This window comes from Leptolyngbya sp. GB1-A1 (assembly GCF_039962475.1).
Lineage (GTDB): Bacteria > Cyanobacteriota > Cyanobacteriia > Elainellales > Elainellaceae > Leptolyngbya_A.
The window spans coordinates 40,652-60,887 of sequence record NZ_JAMPLI010000014.1 but is presented as its reverse complement, the minus strand read 5'-3'; the positions used below and the strand labels follow the sequence as shown (position 1 = coordinate 60,887).

15 protein-coding genes are annotated in these 20,236 nt (G+C 50.9%); 11 read left to right on the top strand and 4 right to left on the bottom strand.

The genetic code is table 11. The annotated features are described in order from the left end of the window. Positions 1-19 precede the first annotated feature (19 nt). The 3 genes from NDI45_RS15240 to NDI45_RS15230 form a co-directional block, all read right to left on the bottom strand. Complete coding sequence (locus tag NDI45_RS15240) at positions 20-637, bottom strand: PIN domain-containing protein (RefSeq protein WP_348247840.1); 618 nt, start codon at positions 635-637, stop codon at positions 20-22. Between the two features lie 422 nt (positions 638-1,059). Continuing rightward, the gene (locus NDI45_RS15235) at positions 1,060-1,710 is read right to left on the bottom strand and encodes a hypothetical protein (protein ID WP_190790237.1); all 651 of its coding nucleotides are present in this window, start codon (positions 1,708-1,710) and stop codon (positions 1,060-1,062) included. Positions 1,711-1,755: 45 nt separating this feature from the next. Then, positions 1,756-2,322: a DUF6658 family protein gene (locus tag NDI45_RS15230; protein WP_190790236.1), complete on the bottom strand. Its 567-nt coding sequence runs from the start codon at positions 2,320-2,322 to the stop codon at positions 1,756-1,758. 381 nt (positions 2,323-2,703) lie between these two features. On the opposite strand from NDI45_RS15230, the gene NDI45_RS15225 reads away from it, so the two are divergent. From NDI45_RS15225 to dapB, 9 genes are all read left to right on the top strand, one after another. Beyond that, on the top strand, positions 2,704-3,990 hold the full coding sequence (locus tag NDI45_RS15225) for a hypothetical protein (protein ID WP_348247839.1): 1,287 nt from the start codon (positions 2,704-2,706) through the stop codon (positions 3,988-3,990). A gap of 414 nt (positions 3,991-4,404) precedes the next feature. Beyond that, positions 4,405-4,812 carry a hypothetical protein gene (locus tag NDI45_RS15220; protein ID WP_348247838.1) on the top strand — a complete coding sequence of 136 codons (408 nt, stop codon included), beginning with the start codon at positions 4,405-4,407 and terminating at the stop codon, positions 4,810-4,812. A gap of 112 nt (positions 4,813-4,924) precedes the next feature. Continuing rightward, positions 4,925-5,803 (top strand): DUF2267 domain-containing protein, encoded by an 879-nt coding sequence (locus NDI45_RS15215; protein WP_348247837.1) that lies wholly within the window; start codon positions 4,925-4,927, stop codon positions 5,801-5,803. Positions 5,804-6,206: 403 nt separating this feature from the next. Beyond that, complete coding sequence (locus tag NDI45_RS15210) at positions 6,207-9,458, top strand: MFS transporter (protein WP_348247836.1); 3,252 nt, start codon at positions 6,207-6,209, stop codon at positions 9,456-9,458. Between the two features lie 105 nt (positions 9,459-9,563). Further along, a complete protein-coding gene (locus NDI45_RS15205) occupies positions 9,564-10,304 on the top strand; it encodes a DUF3891 family protein (RefSeq protein WP_348247835.1) in 741 nt (246 codons plus the stop codon). A 262-nt stretch (positions 10,305-10,566) separates the two neighbouring features. Next, positions 10,567-11,253, top strand: coding sequence for an ABC transporter permease (locus NDI45_RS15200; RefSeq protein WP_190791165.1), 687 nt, complete (start codon positions 10,567-10,569; stop codon positions 11,251-11,253). A gap of 135 nt (positions 11,254-11,388) precedes the next feature. Continuing rightward, a complete protein-coding gene (locus NDI45_RS15195) occupies positions 11,389-11,514 on the top strand; it encodes a hypothetical protein (protein ID WP_348247834.1) in 126 nt (41 codons plus the stop codon). A gap of 89 nt (positions 11,515-11,603) precedes the next feature. Continuing rightward, entirely contained in the window at positions 11,604-12,185 is a 582-nt protein-coding gene (gene cysC / locus NDI45_RS15190; protein ID WP_190791164.1) for an adenylyl-sulfate kinase, read from the top strand. A 92-nt stretch (positions 12,186-12,277) separates the two neighbouring features. After that, complete coding sequence (gene dapB, locus NDI45_RS15185; protein WP_190791163.1) at positions 12,278-13,099, top strand: 4-hydroxy-tetrahydrodipicolinate reductase; 822 nt, start codon at positions 12,278-12,280, stop codon at positions 13,097-13,099. Positions 13,100-13,102: 3 nt separating this feature from the next. Here the strand turns inward: dapB and NDI45_RS15180 are convergent, their stop codons facing one another. Next, positions 13,103-16,981: a DUF4347 domain-containing protein gene (locus NDI45_RS15180; RefSeq protein ID WP_348247833.1), complete on the bottom strand. Its 3,879-nt coding sequence runs from the start codon at positions 16,979-16,981 to the stop codon at positions 13,103-13,105. A 657-nt stretch (positions 16,982-17,638) separates the two neighbouring features. On the opposite strand from NDI45_RS15180, the gene groES reads away from it, so the two are divergent. After that, a complete protein-coding gene (groES, locus tag NDI45_RS15175) occupies positions 17,639-17,950 on the top strand; it encodes a co-chaperone GroES (RefSeq protein ID WP_190791161.1) in 312 nt (103 codons plus the stop codon). A gap of 73 nt (positions 17,951-18,023) precedes the next feature. After that, the gene (gene groL, locus NDI45_RS15170; RefSeq protein WP_348247832.1) at positions 18,024-19,658 is read left to right on the top strand and encodes a chaperonin GroEL; all 1,635 of its coding nucleotides are present in this window, start codon (positions 18,024-18,026) and stop codon (positions 19,656-19,658) included. Positions 19,659-20,236: the final 578 nt, after the last annotated feature.

Below are 20,236 nucleotides of genomic sequence, written 5' to 3'. Positions count from 1 at the left end.
TTATCAGTTAATGAGAAGCTCAAAAATTATAAGTCAGGCGATCGTTCACTTCAGTAACTTTCTTTTGTATAAATAGAGTTTCGACAAGGGTTTCGATCGCCTTATCGCTTAGTTTCTTCTGTAGCACTGATTTGACGTGCTGATGCAAACTTCTTCGGGTCTTTGGGCGACTGTTGTTTGCTATCTTTGACAAAACATTTATCACCCTGGTTATAGAATCTGTATCTTGAGCAATTACGGTTTCTTTTGCTTTAGCCTTCTCTTTAGAAATTTGAGCCAGACTTTCTATTCTTTGGCACTTAATCTTGTTTTTATTGATGTACTTGATTAATGGATCAAATCCCTTGTCCTTAGACAGAACGAGAAACGATATACCTTTAATCTCCTTGCTCAATTTGCCAAGATAGAAAGCAATGTAAAAATCTAGTGCGTTACTGCCTGCTCCATCGATTTTGATCCATTCAACTCTCTGCCCTAATTGCTGAGTCGCTTGAACTAGTTCGATCGGAATCTTACTTTGAACCTGCCCCACAAATATTTTGATGTCAATGTCCTGATCTTGAATAACAGACAAATCTATGTTCTGAACATTTTCGTAATCAACCAGCAGAACAGTCTTCTTCGGCTTTTGACTCATTGGAGATCGTGGGCAGAGATATAAGCCAATTATTCCCTTATGGATACGTGATGTTTTCGCTCCTTTCCAGAAATGAGTTCCAGCAGATACCAGTGAAGTCCCAGCAAGCGTTCACGAGACGAGTATCCTTTGTTACAAGTTCGCTCGCAAAAGGCATCTGATCTGAAGCAACCCTCCAACATTGGCAGGATTTCTAGCAGTCAATGCCTCACCGCAAGTTATTTTTTTGCAAATTTTAAGCCCAGAACCCGATCGCTTAAGCCATTTACTAATGATGTAAATCACTTCGATCGTCGGGCTTCTGAGCCTCAAGTTTTAAACTGATTTGACCTTGAACAGGAAAGGGACTAGGCGATTGACTTTGTTTAAGCAGATTAGTCCAGAACTTAGTCCAAAAGTTAGTCCAGAACCAATTCCCGAACTTAGTCCAGGGCGCGTTCTGCTTTGCGGGTCAAGTCACGAGCATTGCTCTTTGTGTCTTCAGCAACTCCCTTCACGGCTTCGCTGGCATTGCTTTCTGCACGCTTGGTGTTCACTTTCACATTCTGAGTGCCGCGATCGGTTCCGCCTTTGACGCGATCGGTTAGATCTTCAGCAGACTCGCCAACGCTGTCAGTAATGTTGCGAACTCGTTCACCCAACGGTGCACCGCTCGTATAGTTATCCACGTAGTCTCCAACGCTCTCGATCGATTTATCGAGATTTTTCTCGGCTTTATCCACCCGTCGTTCGATCTGGGCACCGAGGTTTTTGCGCTGATAGCGAGGGTCGGTGTCGCTGTACACATTCATGCCGCCCTCAGGCTCCTGGATCGGGTCATACAACTCAGTGGGCTGATTGGCTCCTGTCTTAGCATGGTAAGAGCCTTCGCCCGAAGATCTTGGCGTGGGCGGATTAGACGACATCGGGCTTGCCGGACTGCTATTTGACGACACAGGCGGAGCCGCATTGCCGCAAGCCGTGCTAACTAGCATCAGCACCCCTGCAACCAGAACTACAGCGATACGGGCGAACGGAAACCGCTTCACAGCAGCAACAAGATTTGAAAAACGATCGAACAGTAAATCCTTCATATTTACACTCCGTTATATTTTAAGCCGATCAAATGGGATTCAGGATTATTTCGATTGACCTTCCGCTTGACCTTCGAGCGCATCTTTGATGAAATCAGTTGATTGCTGGAATTGATCGCCAATCTTTTCTAGAATTTTTTCGTTAGGATTTGAGCGTTGGATAATCGGCTGTTTCTCAGGGGTTGCAGTTTCCGTATTCTTGATTATCTTCTCGCGATAATCCTGTCCGACTGGACCTACATCAGGATTTTTGCTTCTTTCAGCGTCATCACCGGGATAGAGAATATCCTGTGCTGAATTACTTTTTACGTCACTGCTTGCAATCAATTCTCCATTACCGATTAGCGAAGAACGCATCATCGGTTTTGTATTACGATTTCCGTGTTCGCCGCTCACTTTCGGATCGGTAGACATCTTGTAATCGGTATAGCCGTCACCGCCTCCCTTGTAGGGATTGTTTTGTCCTCCCATCTGCACGGGGGGAACTTCCGGGCGTGCTCCTTGAATGTTTCCACTGTTGCAGGAGGTGAGCAACAGCGTAAATCCAGCGACCAGAACAATAGCGAGACGGGCAATCCGTAGCTGTTTAAGCCAGGAAACAACTTGCTTCACAAAAGTACTCCGTGCTTTCGCAATTTTATAAAAGGCTTGAGACGCTACTCACATTACTTGAGACGCTGGCGTAACTTCCTCTAGCCAAAGTTATATTCAGTTCAGCATGAACATATTGTGAACTTATTTGAAGCGCTGCGGCAGGGTAGGAAAGCGGTGACTGAAAGCAGGACTTTGTTTGCAAATTAACCATAAATTAGAGGGTTAGTAGAGCATTGATCCTCTGTCTTTTGATAGTGATCAAGCCATGAGCGCAAATCTTCTGAGGTAGGGCAGGCTGTTGCGAAAGTTACCTCATGGCGGATGTAGAGAATCTTCTAAATCTGAGATTGTAGAACCAACAGAATTTGAGCGATGGGAGAGGTCTCCTCCCCGATCTCTATGTTTGGCAGCTCTACTGCACAGCTTTTTCGGAATAGCTTTTTCGAAACCGGAGGTTTGCTAGCGATGGGTTTGTTCTCCAGGGTTGAATTACCAGAACTTTTAGCCCCTTCGGAGCTGCCTTGCGTTTCAATCTATTTATCTGCTTGCATTCACAGGAAATCTGGAGCGGCTCAGAAGCAATTTCAACAGGCAATTCATCTCGTTCAGCAACAGCTTAATCAAGCAGGCGATCGGGCAAATGATCCTGATTTCGCAGCCAGAGTCGCGACTGACTTTCGGGACACGATGCAAACCCTGGAACAGCAGGTGATCAATACGCTGACTGCCGAAAGTGTGGTGATTTTCTACAAGCCTCGGTTTTTACGCTGTTATCAACTGCCAGGGTGTTTTATCGAAACCGCGAGCGTTGGGCAATGTTTTGATTTGAAGCCGCTGATGCCCTTATTAACCCAGGGAGAACTGTTCTATGTGCTGGCATTTGGGCAGAGTCGGGTGCGACTGCTGCAAGGTTCTCGTCAGGGAATTCGCATTGTCAGTTCAGAGGAACTACCAGAGCCGCTGGTCGACGCAATTGAACTCCATCGCTTTGAACCCTCAATTCGAGCGGCTCGATCGAAACGCCTGATTGGTTCCCGTGCAGTAGGTCGCCCATTGATCTACGATGATTTTCGTGATGATTTTTTGGAACAGGAAGCTTTTCTGAAGCAGCAAATGCACGACGACTGTCAAGAGTTAGCAGAACAGCTCGATCGCTTTTTAGAACCGCAAAATGCGCCGCTCCTTCTGGCGGGAATGCCTCAACTTTTGTCCACTTATCGCACAATCAACACAGCCCCAACCATGCTAAATACACAAATTGCTGGCAACCTGGATACGATGAAGCTGGAAGAATTGCACCAACAAGCCTGGAATCGGGTTCAAGAGCTGGTGAGCAGTGAGCGTGAGCAGGCATTACGTCAATATCGGCAGGCAGCTCAGGTTGGCTCTGCCTCAAATCATCTTGGGGAAATCATTACTAGAGCAGTCGATCGCAGAGTCAAAACCCTATTCATCGCATCGAACTATCAAAAGTGGGGCAGGTTTAATCCCTACACCTGGGAAGTAGATGTGCATTGGCGGGCTGAAGCAGGGGATATTGACTTGACTCAGCTTGCAATCGAGCAAACCCTGCTGTATGGGGGCACCGTGTACGTGCTGCATCCTGGGATGTTTTCTTCCTCTCATTCTGCATCGCCCTCGACGCAGAGTGATTTTGGCACGATCGCCGCAATTTTTAGATCCTAACCATCTCTATTGCCTCCAACGAAACGGTAGACGTTGCATGGATAGGTTTTAAGCCTACCCTCATCACTGATGTCTAAAAACCACTCTCTTAAACCTAAACCTCTTGAACTTACAACCGCTGTTTAAAGGCAGTGGGACAAGTTTAATGGGGCAGGTCGAGAACCGATAGGGCTGCAATTGACAGGAAGTTCTATCGAAATCTAGCTGAAGAGGGAGCAATTTTTCTGTCTGCTGACCCATCTCTACTTCCATCTTTTGAATGATGCCAAAGAAAATTAACAGTGCGATCTTATACAAAGATTTGGGAACGCCGTTGCATCATTGAGTTGCATGATTGAGTCGAATTGTTAATTAATAGCGATCGATTCATTGTTTAAACCTTACTGACCGAACTGAATACTTGGAGAATTGAATATGCGTCAATTGATGCGTTGGCTGCGTCAGATGCAACTGCTCCGCACAATCAGCCGAACACTAGCGATCGGTTTGATGACGGTTGCTTTGCTCTTGACTCCAGCATTTGTTCTGCAGAGCACCGTTCAGGCGCAAGCTGCATCGGATGCGCCAAATGCCCCTGAAAAGCGACTTCGCATTATTCAGGCGCAACCGAATGAGGTGGATACAATTAGCCCGCAAGTCCTAAAGCGGATTCAGCGCAAAGCAGAAGACCTGGGCGATAAGGCGAAACGCAATATCGGAGACACGGGATTAAAGAATCTGCGTGGGCTTCCAGATAAAGTTCCTGAGACGATCGATCTGGTGAAAAAGCAGCGATTTGGGAGAGGAACACAGGCGAAGCCAGAAACGACAAAAGGTCATTAAAACGAGAATAGAACGAGGATAGATTTTTAAGCCTTAGGCTGGGTTTACAACCATTAATTTTGCAATCAAAATTGTTTAGATTTTCAAAGCGAGAAGCACACAGGAGAAGATAATGCCGATTTTTATTCGTGATGACTTGGTTTATGTGCTGCTGCAAAAGATCGATGAAAGCGATCAAGGCCCGGGTCCAGATCCAGTAAAGATTACTGAAACGGATTTGGCCGGAATGGAAGTGACTCCGGTTGAGCTTCTCGGACATTTAGATTTCCTGAACCAAGAGCAGTATATCAACGCTGAGTTTAGCGGCAATGCCTACGGCAATCAGGAAGACGTGCCGGATGCCGTGAACCCGAAGGAATTTGACTTTCGGATTGCGGGTACCTTCGGTTCGTCCGATGGTCCTTTGCCTCACCTGATCGAATTTGAGAAGGCAGAGCTGACCCAGAAGGGACGCAAAATGCTGGAAGAAATGAAGGCAAAACCGCCCAAAGCGATCGAGAAAGGTCCGAGCGTGCCGATCCTCGATAAGGATAAGCCGTTCCTGGAAAAGGTGATGGTTAAAGGCAGTCTGCCAGATTTGTTCGATGCCCGCGACCTGACCGAAGTGGTCTTCCGCGTCATGCGCGATCTGTTGACCAAAGAAGCTGCCGATCGCGTTGAATCTGAACTGCACGAAGAGGTTCTGCCAACCGACAACAAGGCTCTGAAAATGGAAATTAGCGATTTATGGCATGACACCAATCCGCTGGTTGCCTTTGTCAGTCGTTTTCGTCCGCCGCTGCATGACAACGCCGGATTTTTGTTGAAGATCGACGACGATCGCTTCTTGTTCCGTGTGGCAAATGAGGGAGGCTTACCGCCGACCACCGATCGAGAAACGGTCGTTAAAGCGGTCTTCTCAGCTACCAAGGACGAGCTATCGCCAGAACGAATTCAGGAAGTGGCTGAAGCTCTGCCAGGCGTAGTTCGCAAACTCTGGGAAGAAGCATAATCACAGCCGGTTTGATTTCCCCTACCCTAGACTCTCTCCTAACAAATCAGCAATAGATTTCGATCGTCATAATCCGGTAAAAAACGGGTTTCATCGAATCTATTGCTATTTTTTTGTTAATTATTTCGATTAGCACAATTTGTCGTTATTGCTTTGCATTTCCCTACTTCGATCGGTTCAGCATTTGCCCGTCTACTGGTGATCGTGCTTACAATCCAGGCTTGAGTAGGCGGGTCTTTCTCACCTGGGGGAGATGAAAATTTCCCCAATCAAAGAGATTCTTACTCTATTAGGAATATTCATTTTTGCTGTGCTGCGATCGCCCTCACGTGGAACTGCTCCGCATCGTCAGCCTCGCGCAAGCTCTTTGCGTGAATTTGTTTTGTATTAGAAGGAAACGGACATGGTTCATTCGTTCACAGTTATGGAGTCTTGGGGAAGGCTGTCCTGGATTGCACAAGTTCCCGTCGATCCAAACCTGGCTCGCCCCGAACAAACCTCGGTTCTGTTTTCAGGACCGCAGTTTTTCGTTGCTTTGATTTCTGGAATCCTGCTGGCATTTGCGATTCAGCTGGTGCTAACCAACCTTTCGGTCGCAGCAGGCATTTCAATTTTGGGTCGCTCAACCGATCCTGATCATCAATCGAGTCGATCGAGCCATCACGATGATGACCATGATTCTGGCGTTGGCTCCACAATTCGCAAGATCGGGTTTGGCGTCGGTCTCTGGACGCTGATCAGCGTAAGTTTAGCTCTGTTTATTGCCTGTTATCTGGCAGTGCAGCTCAGTCTGCTGACCAGCTCTGGGCTGGGGGCGATCGTCGGTTTGGTGATCTGGGCGGCTTACTTTTCGCTGCTGGTCTGGTTTAGCTCGACGACCGTTGGCTCGATGGTGGGTTCGGTCGTGCAGGCAGCCACTTCCGGTTTCCAGTCAGTTTTCAACACGGCAACGGCAGCGATCGGCGGACAAATGGCAAAGCGGCAGGCAGTTTCGACCGCAGAAGCAGTGGCATCAGCCGTTCGCAATGAGATTGGCAGTGCGATCGACCCTTCGCAGATCCGCCAGTCGATCGAAGACTACGTGCACCGACTCAACCTGCCTAATTACGACCTGACTAAGGTACGACGTGATTTTGAAAGTTTGCTGGATGATCCAGAAGTTCAGGCGTTGGCAGACAACAACCGCCTGAGCCAGATCGATCGCCAAACATTTGTGGATCTGGTCAGCCGTCGCACCGACTTCTCACCGCAGGAAGTGAATCGATTTGCGGATTTACTGGAAGGGACTTGGCGGCAAACGCTGGGCAAACGTCAGCGGCGCGATCAAATGTCTGAACTGACCAGCTATCTGCAAAGCACGCAGCCCGGACAGCTTCAAATCGACGAACTGAACCGCAAGATCGATCGCCTTGCGGATGAACTGCGTCAGGCGCAAACCAACAATACGACCTTGGCAGCCAATGTTACAAATGCGGTGAATGCCGCGAGTAGTGCAGCAAGTAGCGCAGCGGATGCCGCAAACAATGCAGCCAGTACAGCCGGTACTGCAAGCACAGGTAGCAATGCGGGTGCAAGCCAGGGCATGATGCAGCAGACCGCAATGACAGGTCTGAATACGCTGATTGGCCTGGTGATGGGGCGCACCGATCTGTCTGACATTAACGTGAGCCAAATTGTCGATCGCCTTAAATCTGCTTCAGGAACCGTTTCGGAGCAAACTAGCAAAGCGGTGTCGCAGGTGAAAGGCGACAATCAGCCATCTCCGATTCGCACCGATGTGGAACACTATCTGCTGAATACCTATTCCTGGCAGATGACTCCCGAACGGCTCGATCGCGAATTCCGCGAAGTGCTGTATGATCCGGCAGCCGACCCCGACGCTGTGATCGATCAGGTTTCGCGTCTGAATCGTGCCCTGTTTGTGCAGCTACTTTCGTCGCGGGGTGTGTTTACGCCGTCTCGGGTTGAAGAAATCGCTGACCAGCTTGAGCGCATTCGGCAGGAAGTGATTACCACGGCTAGAGCCGAAAAAGAGCGCGAGGTGACGACTGATTTGCAGCAGCGGATCGAAATTTATCTCACGCTGACGCCCAAGGAGCAGTTGTTCTCAAACAGCACTCTGCCCGCGTTCTATGCGATTCTGCACAATGCGGAAGCAGAGTACGAAACCACTTCAGTGCGTCTGGCTCCCTTTAGCCGTGATGCCCTGCGCCAAATGCTGATGCAGCGTCAGGATCTCACGCCCGAGGAAACAGAAACGATTCTAAACGCGCTGGAAGCCACTCGCAATCAGGCGTTAGAAGAATCTCGATCGCTCGATCAGCAGGCAAAAGAGCGACTCACCACGCTGCGCGATCGCTTTGCGAACTATCTCAGCAGCACAGGCAAAGCCGAACTTAGCCCTGAAGGGATTCAGCGCGATTTGCAGCTTCTGCTGAACGACCCGCAGACGGGCATTTCTTCCTTGCGGAATCGGTTAGGTCACTTCGATCGCGATACCGTCGTACAGCTTTTGCGCCAGCGTCAAGATTTGACCGACGACGAAGCCAATCGGATTGTGGGTCAGGTTGAGTCCAATTGGAATTCGGTCGTTCACGCACCGCAAACCGCAGTGGATACGGTGAAAGATCGCACCAATCAAACGATCGAAACCCTGGCTCAATATCTGCGGAACACCAACAAAGAAGCCCTCAATCCCGAAGGGATTCAGCGCGATCTGCAAACTCTGCTGAACGATCCGAAGGAAGGATCGCTCGCCCTACGCCGCAGACTTGCCAGCATCGATCGCGATACGCTGGTGCAGTTGCTCAGTCAGCGTCAGGATCTCAGCTCCGATCAGGTGAACCGGACTATCGATCAGGTGCAAAACTCGATCGCCCAGATTCGCCGCAGCCCCCGCCGTCTCGCGCTGAGAACGCAGCAGCAGGTAATGGGCTTTGAGTCGATGCTGGAAGACTACCTGCGGAATACCAACAAGGAAGAGCTGAATCCTGAAGGCATCAAGCGCGATCTGCAAACCCTGCTGAACGATCCGAGAGCCGGAATGTACCAGTTGGGCGATCGCCTGTCTCGCTTTGATCGATCGACGCTGATTGCGCTGATGTCTCAACGTCAAGACATCTCCCGTGAAGAAGCCGAGCGAATTGTTGATCAGGTCAACTCGACCCTAATGCAGTTCCTCGATCAGATTCGACAGGTGCAGTACCGCATTCAGTCGGTGATCGACAACATCCTCGATCGGATTCGCAGCTACCTCAACTCGCTCGATCGCCCCGAACTCAACTACGAAGGCATCAAGCGCGACGTGCTGCAACTGTTTGACGATCCGCAGGCTGGCTTTGACGCCCTTCGCGATCGTCTAAGCCATTTCGATCGCGGCACGATGATGGCAATCCTGGGGTCACGCGCCGACATTCCCAACGAGTACGCCCACCGCATTGTGGATCAAATCGAATCGGCACGGGTGGGTGTTCTGCAACGGGCAGAGCGGGTACAAATGGAAGCGCAGCGTCGTGTTGAAACCGTTAAATATCAGGCGCAGCGTCAGCTTGACGAAACTCGCAAAGCAGCGGCAACGGCTGCTTGGTGGCTATTCTTTACCGCGGTCGTGTCCGCAGTAACGGCGGCAATTGGCGGTTCGATCGCAGCAAGCTAAACATTCAGGACTAACCTGAAACCGAAGGGCATGGCACGGCTATGCCCTTTTGTATGAGCTTATTCAATTTCAATGAAGTCAGTAGTTCAATTTCGAGAGATTGCAATGATTTCCAACTTAGTAGAAGACGGCTGGCAAATTATCTACCACCGTGCCCATGCCCTTTTAGCCGCCCAACTTGCCGGACACTGGGAGCGATCGAATGCCCCGATTCGACTCTATGAAACGATCGCCGCAATTTCTCACCACGACGATCTGGAGAAAGAATGGGACGGCAACGAACTCACCCCCGCAGGCGCACCGCTGGACTTCACGCTGGCTCACATCCCGGATAAAGAGTCGATCGCCAGTATGCGGGGTCAAATCACCAGTGCCCGCTATCGAGGACGCTTCGTGACGCTGCTAACTTCAAAACACCTGACCTTTCTAAGTCAGACTCAGTGGGGAGCTTCTCCCGAATGGGATGAGTTTTTGAACGAGCAAATCGAACTGCAAACTCGCTATCAAAAAGAATTGGGCATCAGCAAAGACGAAGCAGAACGGGCCTATCAGTTTATGCGCTGGTGCGATCGGCTCTCCCTGATTCTGGTACAGCAAAAAATTCCTGATATGGGACGCGCCCTGGAAATTACAAGTGGCATCGATGACATTCGCTATGATGTGCGTCAGCTCAAAGACGGCAAACTAACGGTCGAACCCTGGTGTTTTGAAGAAGACGAATTCACGGTGAATGTGGAAGCTTGCCATGTGAAACAGCTTCAATTTAAGAACAATCAGGAATTAGTGCAAGTCCTTCAGTCCGCTCCAATCGACATCTTGGAATGGACGTTTACCAAGGTGGACTAGAGCGATCGCAAATCATCAACCTATCGCTATTCACCTATCTCAACTTAACCTACAGCGTTTTTCATTTATGTAAGGTACGGGGGTGGGGGGGCTTTCTCGCCGTACAGAGTTCTGCCCCTGCACTCCATTTTTTATACTTCAATCGCCTGCACAAGGCTGGATCTAATTCAGGAGTATCTCAAGCCTTTAACATGAGAGGAGGTTTGAACAAGGTGCGATCGTTCTCCGAACCGCCTCTCAGCCGATCAATTCTATATGGACCATGACCTATATCCTCAAAAACCCGTCGATCGTTTGGAATTTGCTGCTGGAGCATCTGGCGATGACGGGTGTAACGCTAATTCTGGCAATCCTGGTTGCAGTGCCGATCGTGCTGCTGATCACGCGACTGCCCTGGCTTAGGGTTCCGGTTCTAGGTGGGTTAGGGCTGCTCTACACGATTCCCAGTCTGGCTCTGATCATTTTGCTGGTTCCGTTTTTAGGACTGAATGCGCGATCGGTGATTGCGGCAATGGTGATCTATAGTCAGGTAATTCTGGTGCGAAGTCTCACGATTGGGCTTCAGGCAATTCCGCCACAGGTGATGGAGGCGGCGCGGGCAATGGGAATGAATGCCTGGCAGCGATGGTGGCGCGTGCAGGTTCCGCTGGTGCTGCCCATGTTTCTTGCCGGGGTACGGTTGGCGGCGATCGTGGTGATTGCCATTGCAACAATCGGCGCGAAGTTTGGGGCAGGCGGACTAGGAACGCTTTTATTTGAAGGCATCGCTCAAACCGGACGCTACGACAAAATCTGGGCAGGGTCGATCGCGGTGGCAGCCCTGGCTTGGTCAGTGAATGGTGTGCTGCTGGGGCTGGAACAATTCACCAGTCCTGCTCGGCGAATGCAGCGATCGCAGCCGTCTGGGTTGGGTCTGCTGTTTGCAATGCGACGCAGATCTTCCCTCTAAAGCCCTTCCCCCTAGAGACCCTCAATCCTACTGACCTATGGCGCGACTTTTGGAGTCGCCGAACGTGCAAATACTCGTCATGAAATTGACCTTGCTCAATCCACGAATGCTCGATCGATCGCGATCGCTCCCGAAATGAATCCAGATATTGATTCAGGAACAGAGCAAGAGCAGCGCACTCCAAAAGGAGGTGTGATTGGCTGGCTAAAACGGCTGATTGGACATCGCATCCTTGCAGCGTCTAAATTAGAACTAGTCTGATTCCCAGATTCGAGGGAAATATCAGGGAAAATCTTGTATTTGATAACTGACTTCGCAGACCACAAACGCTCGATCGGGATTCAATTTGGATGAAGTCGCAAGGGGAAGAACCTATGGAACGGAAAGGATTGGTTCTGTGGTTGACTGGACTCAGCGCAGCAGGTAAAACAACCCTGTCAAAGGGGTTAGAGCGTGAGCTAAAGCGTCGTGCCTGCCCGGTCGAAGTTCTGGATGGTGATATCGTCAGAACCAATCTTTCCAAAGGATTGGGCTACAGCCGCGAAGACCGCACCACGAATATGCGGCGGATTGGCTTTGTGGCAAATCTGCTCAGCCGGAACGGGGTGATTGCGATCGTAGCAACCATCAGTCCCTATCGCGATGCCCGTGAAGAAATGCGGCAATCGATCGAAGATTTCATCGAAGTTTATGTCAATGCGCCGATCGAAGTTTGCGAATTGAGGGATGCTAAAGGGCTATACGCAATGGCGCGGGCAGGCGAACTGCTAGCCTTTACCGGAATAGACGATCCCTATGAGGAGCCGACCAATCCTGATATCGTTTGCTATACCGATCGGGAAACGCCGGAAGAGAGCATTGCGAAAGTTTTAGAAGAGTTGGAGCGGCGAGAGTATATTCCGCCGAAGCCCCAGGTTGAATTTTTTATTTAGCAGAATCTGAGCGGGATTTAATTTCCTGCTGCTTTGTCCCCCCTGTCGTCTGCGTTGCTTTAAAATTGCCTGTGTTGAATCGCGGGGAACTTATGGCAGATCCAATTCCGGTAGTGGTGAATGGTGCAGCAGGCAAGATGGGGCGGGAAGTGGTGAAAGCGATCGCCGGAGCGAATGATATGACGCTGGTGGGCGCGATCGATCGCAATCCAGAAATTCAGGGGGAGGATATTGGCGAAATTGTCGGCTGTGGTGCGCTAGAAATTCCGGTGCTGAATGATCTGGAAGCAACGCTGGCAATGGCAGCACAGGAAAAGCAGCTTGCGGTGATGGTGGACTTTACCCACCCCGATTCGGTGTATGACAACGTGCGGGCAGCGGTCGCTTACGGGGTGCGTCCGGTAATTGGCACAACCGGGCTGAGCGAGGAGCAGATTGAAGAACTGAGCGAGTTTGCCGATAAAGCCAGTACAGGCTGTTTGATTATTCCGAATTTTTCGATCGGGGTGGTGCTGCTTCAGCAGGCGGCAATTCAGGCATCGCAGTATTTCGACCACGTTGAAATTATTGAGCTGCACCACAACCAAAAAGCCGATGCGCCCAGTGGAACCGCGATTCAGACGGCTCAGCTTTTAGAAGAATTTGGTAAGCCCTTTAACCCACCCAGCGTTCAGGAAACCGAAAAGCTCCCTGGAGCAAGAGGATCAGAAACCGAGTCCGGCATCAGGATTCACAGCGTTCGCCTGCCAGGACTAATCGCTCACCAGGAAGTGATTTTTGGTGCACCAGGGCAAATTTATACGCTCCGGCATGATACGAGCGATCGGGCTTGCTATATGCCGGGTGTGCTGCTGTCAATCCGCAAGGTAATTCAGCTTAAGCAGTTGGTGTATGGACTGGAGAAGATTTTGTAACGGTTAGGCAAAATAATCTACCGTCGTTAACACACCTGCTCCGCTGTTTCCGGGATTGAACCGGATGCCTGTCACATCGATGACCAAGTCGCGGTTTGCACTGTAGCCCTTGACCGTATCATTGACCGACAGATAGGTATTGCCGCGCCAGTTAAAAAAGACCGCCTCATTTCCATTGAGCTTTTGACCCTGGCTGCGTTGATTCTTGTCTTTATAGGCGTTGCGGCTGGCTTGCTCCAGGGTTTTTCCTCTGACTCGTCCGGCGTTAAATAGCCCTCTGAGACGATCGCTCGATCGCAGATTATTGTCAAAGTCCAGCTCAAAGCGATCGCCTTTCTCAGCATTAAACTTCCGCACCCGATCGGGAGCATTTGCCAGCGAGGTGGTCAGGGCTGCGGCGGGACTGCTACCCGCGAAGATAATACGATCGGCTCCTGAGCCGCCAGAAAGTGTATCCTGACCGTTGCCGCCAATCAGAACGTCATTGCCCGAACCGCCAAGCAGCACATCGTCGTCCAAGCCCCCGTCGAGGCGATCGTTATCTTTGCCCCCGTCAAGGCGATCGTCACAGTCTAAGCCGACCAGCGTATCGTTGCCGCCCCGTCCGCTCAGAATGTCGCTGTTTTCTGTGCCTTCCAGAAGGTCTGCATCTTTGGTGCCGCGCCGCGTGATGCCCGGATCACAAATCTTGACTGTCACCAGATTCGTCCACCGCTCTGCCACGTTTGCCTGCAGCGGATTGCCTGCCCGATCGCTGATACCCGTATCGCCTGCGGTGAGGCTGAGCCGATAGTCGCCCTGCCCGTTGGTTAGCTTTCGCAGGTTGCCTAAGGTCCAGGTGATGCCGTCTGCACTATTCAGTGTGGCTCTAGAGAGATTCACCGGATTGCCGTCTTTGGTGAGCCGCAAATCGTTGATGTCCAGCCCAGCGACCGCTTCATTAAATTGCAGCGTAATAGCGTTGACCTGTTCGCGGCGGGTTTGGGGGGTGACGGGCACAATGGTTGGAACAGGAGCCGTGCGATCGATCGTGTAAACTTCTCCGGTGAAATTGCCGTTTCCGATTCCTGCCGCACCCAGGTTGACTCCCAGCGTGTTGATAATCGAGTCATTGTCGATCAGGTTTAAGCCGATCGTGCCGTCGCTGTTGCCCGCATTCACCGCAACCGTGTAGAAGCTGTCGTTAACTCGCGTGACCGACGCAATGCTGGCTCCAGTCACGCCTGTAGTAGCAAGGCTAAAGTCAGTGGCATCCACTCTCGAAACCGCATCGTTGAAAATGACCGCAAAGTTGACGCTGGTAGCGTTCAGCGGATTGCTTTCCAGACGAGTGATCGAGGCAACGCGGGGAGGCGTTTTGTTCACACTATAGGAACCGCCGAGGAAATTTCCGTTTCCTGCCCCTGCTCCACCCAGCGGTACGTCGATGTTATTGCGGATCAGGTCGGTGTCGATCAAATTAAGCTGCAAATTGCCGCTGCTGCTGCCCGTATTCACGCTGACCGTGTAGCTCTTGCCGCTGCCGTTCACCCCCGTAATCTGAGCATCAGGAATTCCCTGAAGGGCAAAACTACGCTGATCAACACCCTGCACATCCTGGGTAAATGAAACGGCGTAATTGACAGTGGCGGCTGCGGTGGGGCTGGGGTTAATCGGCGTAATTGATGAAACGATCGGCGCACTCTTGATCAAGGTGTAGACCTGTCCGGTGAAGTTGCCGTTATCGTTTCCGGCAGTGCCCAATGCCACTCCTAGCCCGTTACGAATCGAGTCGTCGTCTTTCAGGTTTAGCCCCAGGCTGCCATCGCCGCTGCCCGTGTTGACCGTAACGCGATAGGTTACCGGATTGAGTTCCACCAGGTCTGTAATCTGAGCATTGCTCACGCCTCCGGTCGTCGCCAGGACAAAATCACCCTTATCGACCCCGGTGACGGGTTGAGTAAAGTTGACTGTGAAATCAACGCGATCGGCATTGGTGGGGTTGGGGGTTTCTACGGTAATTCCTGAAGCCAGGGGCGGCGTTTTGTCGATCGAGTAGGTTTGGCTATTAGTGAAATTGCCGTTATTGGCTCCTGTGCCACCTAGCTTCACGTTCAGATTATTCTGAATCGAGTCATTGTCAATCAGGTTTAAGCCCAGCGTGCCGTTTCCGGTTCCTGTATTTAGGGTGACGTTATAAGTGTCTGCGCTGATCGGGGTAATGCCTGTAATGGTTGCTCCGGTAATGCCCACGGCAGCAGGCTGAAAATCATCGATCGTCACCCCGCTCACGCCTGTGGAAAACACCACGCGATAGGCAATCTGGTCTGCCGCAGTTAGGTTTTGAGCATCGAGCCGATTAATCGACAAAACGCCTGGAGGGGTGCGATCGATCTGGTAGGCTGCGCCGGATGTGTTGCCGTTGTTGATTCCCGTGCCACCCAATGGAACAACAATATTTCCTCTATTAGTGGAAATTGTGCTGGTAATCGAGTCGTTATCGCGCAGCCGCAACCCAATGGTTCCGGTGAGGCTGGTTCCTGTTTCGATCGAAACTGTGTAGGTTTTGCCTGACCCGGTGATATTTGGCACGATCGCCGCATCGCTGATCGAGCCAGGAGTCAGCTCAAAATCGGTCGCATCTACCCCCGTGATCGGGCCGTCACTGTCAAAGGTCACGGTGTAGTCCACTACATTGGCAGCCGTAAGCGGAGCAGCAGACCGGGCGATCGTCGCCCTAGGCACATTCACTTTCACCACAGACCCGACAACCGTATCGCCGTTGTAAGCCGGATCGCCCTCTGTAATTACTGTTACACCGTTGTTAACAAACAGTGCCCTAGCAGCTCCAGTCCCAGAAGCTCCTACAGTTGCGCCCGTGCCGCCGCTTCCGCCCGAAACTGCGTTGCCATTAAATGTCACACTAGCTAAGCGCAGTGAACCACCCTGAATCGAAATGGCTCCGCCTCGCGCATCTCCTCCTTTTCCGCCCGTTTCACCGGGAGCATTGCCACCCGTGCCGCCGATTGCGCTGTTGTTTTGAAACCCGACGCGAACCAGCGTAACGTTGCCACCGATGATCAAGAGTCCGCCGCCCTCTCCTAGTCCTCCGGTTTGTCCGGGCAGGGTTGCATCTGCTCCTTTTGCAGTGCCGCCATCAAGCGTCAGGTTTTCAATCAGAACTGTCCCGCTCTCAACGGTAAAAATACGATGGTCTTGACCGTTGAGGGTTTTGTTGTTACCCAGGATGCGAATGTTCGATTTGATATTTGGCAAAGCACCGATGATATCAAAGTCGTTCGTGATATTGATGATATCATCGCCTGCGGTGCTATTTGCATCATCGATCGCATCCATCAGATCGTCGTAGCTGCCCACATTGAAGGTTGCGAGCTTCTGGCTGTAGGCTTCGAGTGCCTGGGGTGAGAAGGCGATCGGCGTCGTAACTTCTCCGGTTGTGGCTTCTAGCGTCCAGTTTCCGCCCAGCGCTGCACTGCCTGTCACATTAGTTGAGGCGGCAATATCTATCCCGGTAAGCTGGCTTAACTCGGTTAGGAACGATCGCCCCACGGTTCCCGCCGCTACATCACAGCCCCATAGCAGCAGATCCGCACCCGGACGAAAAGAAGCTGACCATTGCCGAAGCAGGAGCGCATATTGACCGAGCGTTGACCCACTGAGCTGTGCCGAACCCAATTGCACCGCACCCTCGCTGCCGTGAGACACAATTTGTAGGCTGAGCAGATCGCGCCGCGCCGCTAAAAGCTGCGTAATTTGAGCAATGCCATCCTGGGACGGATCGAGCAAAACAACCTCTGCATCTGACCCAATTCCTTGCAGCAGGGTTTGATAGTCTGCAACGGCGGGGTCAACAACAATGAGCGTCGATCGAATTTCAGTCATGGGTAAATGCGGTCAGAAGTGGAAGCAGCAAAAAGCGAAACTTGTAACGTTTGAGAAATTAACTTTGTAAATCTTTTAGAAGTTGCTTAAATACCGAAACTGGAAGGCGGGTAGAGACAGACCATCCTCAGAAATCTAGGGGAAATATACCCATAGCTGGATAGTTATCTTGCAAGCAGCAGCAATTTTTTTGATAAATACTGATGCATGAAACGGAAATCTTGCTGAATTTAGTTTTAGAAATAGGCAATTAGGCTGTCTGAAGAATTACTTGAACAATTACTTTAAGTAGAATGCCCATGCCAGCGATAAAACTCGCAGGGCTGAAACAATGCTGGTTTTAGATTTGGGCTTTAGATTCAACCGCGCTCAATGCGCCAAAAGGGCTACTTTACAGCGCGCATCCTACCCCAGTTCGGGAACCCGTACTCCAAAAGGGGGGTGTCAATCGGTTGCAATTGTCTGTCTCGTTCCGCTAAATTAGCACTCAGGGGTTGAGAGTGCTAAACCTTAAACTCTCGCTCAAGAAATTACTTGACAAACTGAAGCAGATTGCAAGGCTGTTTATTTTCCAAGCTATGCACTGGTTCTGCCAAGGAACCGGATTTCTGCTGAGCAATGCTACACACCTACTCTGATATTTGGAGAATTCTTGATATGGCAGCAGTATCTCTGAGCGTTAGTACCGTCAAGCCATTGGGCGATCGTGTGTTTGTGAAGGTCAGCGCATCTGAAGAGAAGACCGCTGGTGGAATTTATCTGCCCGATACGGCAAAAGAAAAGCCCCAGGTGGGTGAAATTGCCGCTGTGGGTCCTGGAAAGCGCGGCGAAGATGGCAACCGCCAAGAGCCGGAAGTCAAAGTTGGTGACAAAGTGCTGTACTCCAAGTACGCCGGAACCGACATCAAACTCGGCACCGAAGAGTATGTACTTTTGTCTGAAAAAGACATTCTGGCGATCGTTTCCTAGTTTCTGAACGATTACGCTCCACTGTTTTCTGAATTTGCTGATTTGTATTTACTGGACTTAAGTTGGTTTAACTATGGCTAAGCGCATCATTTACAACGAAAATGCTCGTCGTGCCTTGGAAAAAGGCATGGACATCCTGGCTGAAGCAGTTGCAGTCACCCTCGGTCCCAAAGGTCGGAACGTGGTGCTGGAGAAGAAGTTTGGCGCACCGCAGATCGTCAATGACGGGGTGACGATCGCTAAAGAAATCGAACTGGAAGATCACGTTGAGAACACGGGCGTTTCGCTGATTCGTCAGGCAGCTTCTAGAACCAACGATGCCGCAGGGGATGGTACAACCACCGCAACCGTGCTGGCTCACGCGGTCGTGAAAGAAGGTCTGCGGAACGTTGCAGCAGGCGCAAACGCCATCTCCCTGAAGCGCGGGATTGACAAAGCAACAGGCTTCCTGGTGAGCAAGATTGCTGAGCACGCTCGTCAGGTTGAAGATTCTAAGGCGATCGCTCAAGTCGGTTCAATCTCTGCCGGAAACGACGATGAAGTCGGCTCCATGATTGCCGAAGCAATGGAGAAAGTGGGTCGCGAAGGCGTGATTTCGCTGGAAGAAGGCAAATCCATGACAACCGAACTGGAAGTCACCGAGGGTATGCGCTTCGACAAAGGCTATATCTCCCCCTACTTCGCCACTGACACCGAGCGGATGGAAGCCGTGCTGGATGAGCCGTTCATCCTGATCACCGACAAGAAAATCACGCTGGTGCAAGACCTCGTGCCCGTGCTGGAGCAAGTCGCTCGTTCTGGTCGTCCGCTGCTGATTCTGGCAGAAGACATCGAGAAAGAAGCCCTGGCAACCCTGGTGGTGAACCGTCTACGCGGTGTACTGAACGTGGCTGCGGTCAAGGCTCCTGGCTTTGGCGATCGTCGTAAGGCAATGCTGGAAGATATCGCTGTGCTGACGGGCGGTCAGGTGATCACCGAAGATGCAGGTCTGAAGCTCGACAACGTCAAGATCGATATGCTGGGTCGCGCTCGCCGTCTCACGATCACCAAGGACACCACCACGATCGTGGCTGAAGGCAACGAAAAGGCAGTGCAAGCTCGCTGCGAGCAAATCCGCCGTCAAATGGAAGAAACCGAGTCTTCCTATGACAAAGAGAAGCTGCAAGAGCGTCTGGCGAAGCTGTCTGGCGGTGTTGCCGTCATCAAGGTGGGTGCAGCAACCGAAACTGAAATGAAGGATCGCAAGCTGCGCCTGGAAGACGCGATTAACGCAACCAAGGCAGCTGTTGAAGAAGGCATCGTCCCCGGTGGCGGTACGACTCTGGCTCACCTGTCGCCTTCGCTGGAAGAGTGGGCAAACGGCAACCTCAGCGGTGAAGAGCTGACGGGTGCGCTGATCGTGGCTCGGGCACTGGCGGCTCCCCTGAAGCGGATCGCTGAAAACGCAGGTCAAAATGGTGCGGTGATCGCAGAGCGCGTGAAAGAGAAGGACTTCAACGTCGGCTATGATGCGGCTCGCGGCGAATTTGTCGATATGTTCGAGGCAGGCATCGTTGACCCGGCGAAAGTGACCCGCTCGGCTCTGCAAAACGCGGCTTCGATCGCCGGAATGGTGTTGACGACCGAGTGCATCGTTGTGGACAAGCCCGAACCGAAGGAAGCAGCTCCCGCAGGCGCAGGCATGGGTGGCGGTGACTTCGATTACTAAGATTGTGTGAATTAAGTTTCGACTGAATTCTTAATTCAATGAGGGCTGAACCAATCAGAAAGGTAATGTAACTTCTCTGTTAGGATAAGCCCTTCTTATTCAAGATCGATCGTTCTCCCGGAGGGCGATCGTTTTTTTGCGCTTATGGTTTGCGTTCGTTCTATAGAAATTGTCGCTCAAGCAAGATGGAGCGAGGCGTTAGCTCGTCGAGCTGCTCTCATTGCTCTGTTTGCACTTTAATTACGATAGCGATTGATTTCAATACATAAACTTGCTATTTAAACTACAGAGATTTTACTTATTTAGATAAAGTTGCTATAAATTTAATCCAGTGTCATTTATGCAAGAATTCACTGAGATTCTATCGATTTGATTCGCTCGGCTCCAACTCTCAATGATTCAATGCAATGTTTACAAAGCAAATCATTGACAAATTAAAATTAAGCAGAATTTATTAACTGGATCTTCGTAATAGCCGTTATAGAAACTGTTTAAATTTAACTAAGAGCCAAGCAAAATCTTGCGGAAATTACTGCGTTCTACGCGGAACTACCCAGTTGTAGTCGATAATTTCACAG